Genomic DNA, 5,566 nt, shown 5'->3' on the forward strand with positions numbered 1-5,566 from the left:
AATAGTCATATAAACCAGAATCAACTAAAATTTTACCTAATAAATTGGCTGGACGTAATTTTTGGCTGGCATCTCTCCAACTCTCAATATCATCAGCTAAATCTTCAAATTCTTCTCCATAACGATAGACTAAAGCTTGACGATAATCAGCACGCACTTTAACTAAAGGTATTAAAATTGCTAATAATTCTACAGTTGTGCGCGTATCATCAATAGCACGATGACTTGGTAATTGATTTAAATTTAATTTATTTGCTAAATTTTCCAAGCTATAGCTATCTGATTCTATAAAGCGTTTAGCTAAATCCCAAGTATCTACCCATTGAAATTTAGGAGTTGATAAACCTAATTTTTGAGTATGGGCTGTAATCATCTTAATATCAAAACCTAGATTATGCCCAACTAAAAAAGCATCTTCAATAAAGTATAAAAAATTCTGAAATACATCAATTGCATTTCTGCCATTGGCGGCTAAAAATTCATCACTGTAACCATGTATTAGTTCTGACTCTCTCACTGGAACAGTATTGGTAATATAAGCATGAAATTCTGCTTCTAGTTTCCCTGCAACTAATTTAGAAGCAGCAATTTCAATAACTTCATCTTGACTTGCTGAAAAACCAGTTGTTTCCACATCAAAAACAACAATTGTGCCAGAATCATAAGCAGTTAGTAAATTGCTAAAAGGATCACTATCAAGAAAAGTTTGAGTTGAAGCCATATCAATAAGTTTAAACCCACAAGCTTCTCCCTCTTTGATGACATTCTCAATACTGACAGCACCAATTCCCCGATTTGGACGCACTAACATCCGACGCATTGAACCTGTATCAAAAGGATTTAATATTAATCGTAGATAAGCCAAAGTATCTTTAACTTCCTGACGCATAAAGAATTGATGCTGCTCAACTGTTACACAGGGAATATGTAAATTTTCTAAAACTTTAGTAATAATCTCAATTCGTTTATGATTTCTAGTTAAAACAGCAACGCGGTTATATAGAAAATTGGGATCATTATTAGCTAATTTTTGAATCTGTGTTGCAATCCATTTAGCTTCATCTAATTCATTTTTTGCTGTATAAACTGGAATTAATTCTCCAACCTCACAATCAGGTGCAGGGGTAATTTTTGTGTATCTTTCTTTAAAAGAGTCAGCAAAACCAGAAGCAGCATTAAGTAAGGTTTGAGTAGCGCGGTAATTCCAAGTCAGAGAATATTCTTGAGGTTGAAACTCTTGTTTAAATTGACTGATAAATTTATCAGGTTCAGAGCCTCTCCACTCGTAAATAGTTTGGTCTAAATCACCAATCATGGCAATATTGCTAGTACGAGAAGCTAAACAACGGACAATTTCATATTCAGATAGATGAGTATCTTGTACTTCATCAACTTGGATAAAGTCAAAATGTTGCTTCCATCTTTGTTGAATTTCAGCATAGGAATTCAGTATTGAGCGAACATAAAAGATTAAGTCTGCAAAATCGAGAGCATGACGTTCTTGGAGAATGCTTTGATATTGACTAGCTAATTCAGCATCACGTATTCCTAAAGGTGCAAATAATTTCTCTAATGGATAATTGGGAGATAACTGCAATTGACTAGCTTTAGCTTTACAATTAGTTAATTGAGAAAATTTTTCTTGAGCTTCTTTGTCTTTTGTGAGACGGAAAATATCTTTAATTAGTCCAAGACAGTCAGCATCATCATAAACTACAAAATCTGCTGGTAAACCAATTTGACGAGCTTCTACTCGCAGTATTGAAGTACATAAACTATGAAAAGTTTTGATTGTAATATAGCGAAATTCCTTTGGACAAATATCTGCTAACCGTTCGCTCATTTCTTTAGCTGCGCGGTTAGTAAAAGTCAGACACAGTATTTTTTGAGCAGGAATACCGCTATTAATAGCTTTCACTACTCTTTCTGATAAAACGTGGGTTTTACCAGTTCCCACTGGAGCAAGAACTAATATTGCTCCGTTGATGTGGTTGATGATTTTTAGTTGTTCTGGGTTTGGTTGGGTTTGAGACATAGAAAGTATGATAATTTTTACTTAATAGTATTGTTTATCTTTAGTAACTGATTTTTGTTTCTGGTTGTAATATTGTCTAACTCTTGCTGGTTCAATCTCTCTGAATATTTCTGAAACTTTTCCTGATTCTGCAAGTTTCAAAGCATCTTTAATTAAATAATCATTTTTTTCTTCATCGGAAAATGGAATATTATCTGGTAAATCGTAATTGTACATTCCCAAAATCAAGATGTAGTTTTTCTTGAGTCGAGTAAATGGAGAAGGAACACTATTTAAAGCATTGATAACATTTTGAAGATGTTGAGGTTGTACAAATGGTTTGGCAAGCTGTCCTAAATATAGCCAACTTTCCGTTGCTTTGAGTTTTTCAATATCAGATTTAGCTGCTGTTGCCGAGTTAAATATTAATTGCCAATCATCTGATTCAAGTATTGGTAGAAAGCGAAATGCTTCAAGTAAAATAGCGCGGACATATTCACTTGGTTCTTCACTTTCTATTTCGGCATTTTGATAGTGTTGCCATAGCTGCTTAATAGCATCGGCATATCCTTGAGAAGCTAAACCAACAATAACATCTAGTAAATCACGAATCACGAATAAGTCAGGATCACGAATGAGGTCAACAATTTCTTGCCAAACTTGATCAAAACCTAGAATTAGTAACTTCTTTGCTGAGAATCTAATGGTACTTTCTAATTTTCTCCGGTTTATATTTGATTCCCGTTTTTTTTGCTCACTAATAGAATCAGCTTTTTCCTTGATAATTCCTTGTAGTTCTTTTAAACTGTCTTGAAAAATATTAACAATCTTAGACTTTATCTGATTTTTACTATAAATCCAATTACGATTTAATTCTTGAACTTGAAATTGACTACTCCATTGAGAAATGATAATAAAGTTATCATTTATAGGAAAATATGGTAAAGTTAACTGTTTTTTATTATTTAATTTTTCTGAATTTAATTTTTGATATATTTTCCGACTCAAGTCCATTTCTGTGATATTAATTCCCAGGGAATATAAACAATGTTGATATATTTTGATCAGTTTCCACCATGATTTTTCATCATGACTGCTATTAGCTAACTCAAATTCAGTCCGGTAATCATAATTCATTATCCATAAAGGAGCAAGAATATCAAAATTGAACTCTGTGTTTAATTTATCTAGACGAGAATCTGGTTTTATGTTTTTTGAAAAATCTGAGACATTATCATAATGTTCCGTTTTATCTTTATTAAGATTCAGTCCGAGTTCGCTGAGTTTATTTTTTAAATCTGTTGCAAATTGTTTAATATCATCATCATGCGGAACCACTGCAATAATATCATCCACATAACGGTGAAAGTTGATTTTATGTTTCCACTTCGGTTCATTAGCGAAATAATCATCAACAGCTTTCAGATACAAATTAGCATAAAAACCTGATGTTAGAGTTCCTTGTTTAAGTCCCATACCATTGTCGTGTCCATTATTCAAATTTTGTTCGAGAATTTTACTAAGTAACCACTTAATCCGGTCACTGGTAATTTGTAGTTCTCTTTCAGTAATAAGAAGTAACTGTTTTTGAATAACTTTGACATAATAGGATTGTATGTCAGTTCTTAAAACAGCACCTTTGGCAGCACCTTTGGGATAACTATTAGCACTTTTTTCTGATTCTTCTAAAAACTTTTTATAGTTTGGAAAGTAATCTTCATATAAATCTTCTGTTGGCTCTAATTTGAGTTGATACGAATAAAAATCAAGGTCGTTTTTTTGTCCAATAGTTTGCAGAATAGCAATAGCTAATATTTCTTCTTCTAAACGAGTTAGCTGCTTTGGACGACCTTTTGCTCTACCCTTGACAAATTTATAGTCAATATCTTGATTTGACGGCAGAAAATTATCTGAATATAACCTGTCAACTAAGTTATCAACAAGAATCTGCAAGTTCTCATCAATATTCTTTTCAAACAACCGGATTTCTATTTCGTCATAAAAAGATTCATTAAATAGATTACTTCTAGCTTTAGCCCAAGCTAATTCTATATTTTCCAAACTTATCAATTTATTCCATTCATTGTCTTCCTCCAGTTCGCTATTTTTAATTGTTTGACAAACAGCATTAAATTGAGCAGCATGATTCAAGATATGTTTATCTTGCCAATAACTACTAACAGGATTTTCAAAATAAACGGCTTGTTGACCTTCAAGAACATCATAAATTTTATGATTTTTACCAATAAAGTTTTCAAGAGCTTTGTTTATGGCATTGATTCCTTGATTAATATCACTAACTTCAATTATTTGTTTTAAAGATTTTTCTAAGTTTTTTGTTCCTATTGTCATTAAATGCAACTTTTCAACGGGTACTTCTTCCAATAAGCGTTTTAAGGAAAGTGCTTCATCTTGCCAAAACTCTTTTTCTATCTCTGTATCACTTTCTGGTTCTAATCCTAAAGCTTTGAGTTTTTTATCTCTTTCTCTTTTGAGAACTTCATCTCTACCAATAGCTGAAGCAATATCAAGCTGCATTAAAAAAAGATTAGATAAAGCTTTTTCTGAAGAATATTTCTCATTTAGTTTATTTTTTAGGTGAGTAATTGTAGTCAAAACTGCTTGTGAAAGAGGTTCATTTATTGCCTTGAAATCTAAGTAAATATTAAATGGTTTAATCTTTTCTTGGAGTTCCTGCATTAACTTTTTATAAATAGCATAACTATAAATATTGGGTTCTATACCTACACAAACAATTTCTATCGTTTTGGATTGAATTACTTCTTTTGGCAAAGTTAAAATCTTTTCAATAAAAGCAGCTGTAGCAGCACCCATCGCACAACCAACATCTAGCAAGTAAATGCGTGGTTTATATTTAATGCTATGGACTAACCTAGTTGAATTAATAACATTATCTAAAATATGCACTACTTCAAAGTAGTTCCGAGCAAAGAGAGCATAAAACTGAAATGCGGCACTTTTTAAATCTGCTTTATCTAAAGAATCTGAAATATCCTTTGAGTAATCAAGTTCCTTATATCCCTTTGCGTCTGAAATTTCCGACAACCATTGATGTACAGCAGAATAAGCAGATGCAATAATAGGATGAAAAGAGCGATAAATTTTGGCTTCTTCAGCCATAACTAAATTAGTGACTTGTTTCGACTTCTGCGCGGCAAGTCCTGAAAGTGCTTGTAACAACAGTTGCTTGGCTATCTCATTAATAGTCTTTCCATCATTTTCGGCTCTCTGTTTTAGAGCTTCTATAGTTTCATCCTCTAGTCGAATAGTAACTACTTTTCCTGCTTCCCATAAAATAGTTAGCTCACCGTTGAGAACCTGAACTATATCTTCAATAGTTTCTAATCTAGATTTACCAGGACTTTCTATTGCTTTACTAATAGAACTGTGATAGCGCGAAGCTGGGGAAACAACCCCTCCGGTGGCTCGATATTCGGCAAATTCCTTGGCTAGTCTATACAGCGTCCAGTCCAACTCCTTTAGACGGTGTTCAAGATCATCTTTATGTATCATTTTTACCTATTTTTCTAT

The 5,566-nt window shown here is 32.7% G+C and carries 2 protein-coding genes; both read right to left on the bottom strand.

The features are described from left to right. A partial coding sequence (locus LC574_RS23930; RefSeq protein WP_229456055.1) for a UvrD-helicase domain-containing protein occupies positions 1 to 1,957 on the bottom strand: 1,957 nt, incomplete at its 3' end. A gap of 99 nt (positions 1,958 to 2,056) precedes the next feature. Next, a complete protein-coding gene (locus LC574_RS23935) occupies positions 2,057 to 5,548 on the bottom strand; it encodes an RNA-directed DNA polymerase (RefSeq protein ID WP_229456056.1) in 3,492 nt (1,163 codons plus the stop codon). Between the last annotated feature and the right edge of the window lie 18 nt (positions 5,549 to 5,566).

Origin of the sequence: Nostoc sp. CHAB 5715, assembly GCF_020829685.1 — a bacterium.
In the GTDB taxonomy this organism is placed as follows: domain Bacteria; phylum Cyanobacteriota; class Cyanobacteriia; order Cyanobacteriales; family Nostocaceae; genus Nostoc.

Coding starts and splice junctions, on each gene's coding strand:
- LC574_RS23935 (WP_229456056.1), bottom strand. CDS start 5,548: ATGATACATAAAGATGATCTTGAACACCGTCTAAAGGAGTTGGACTGG.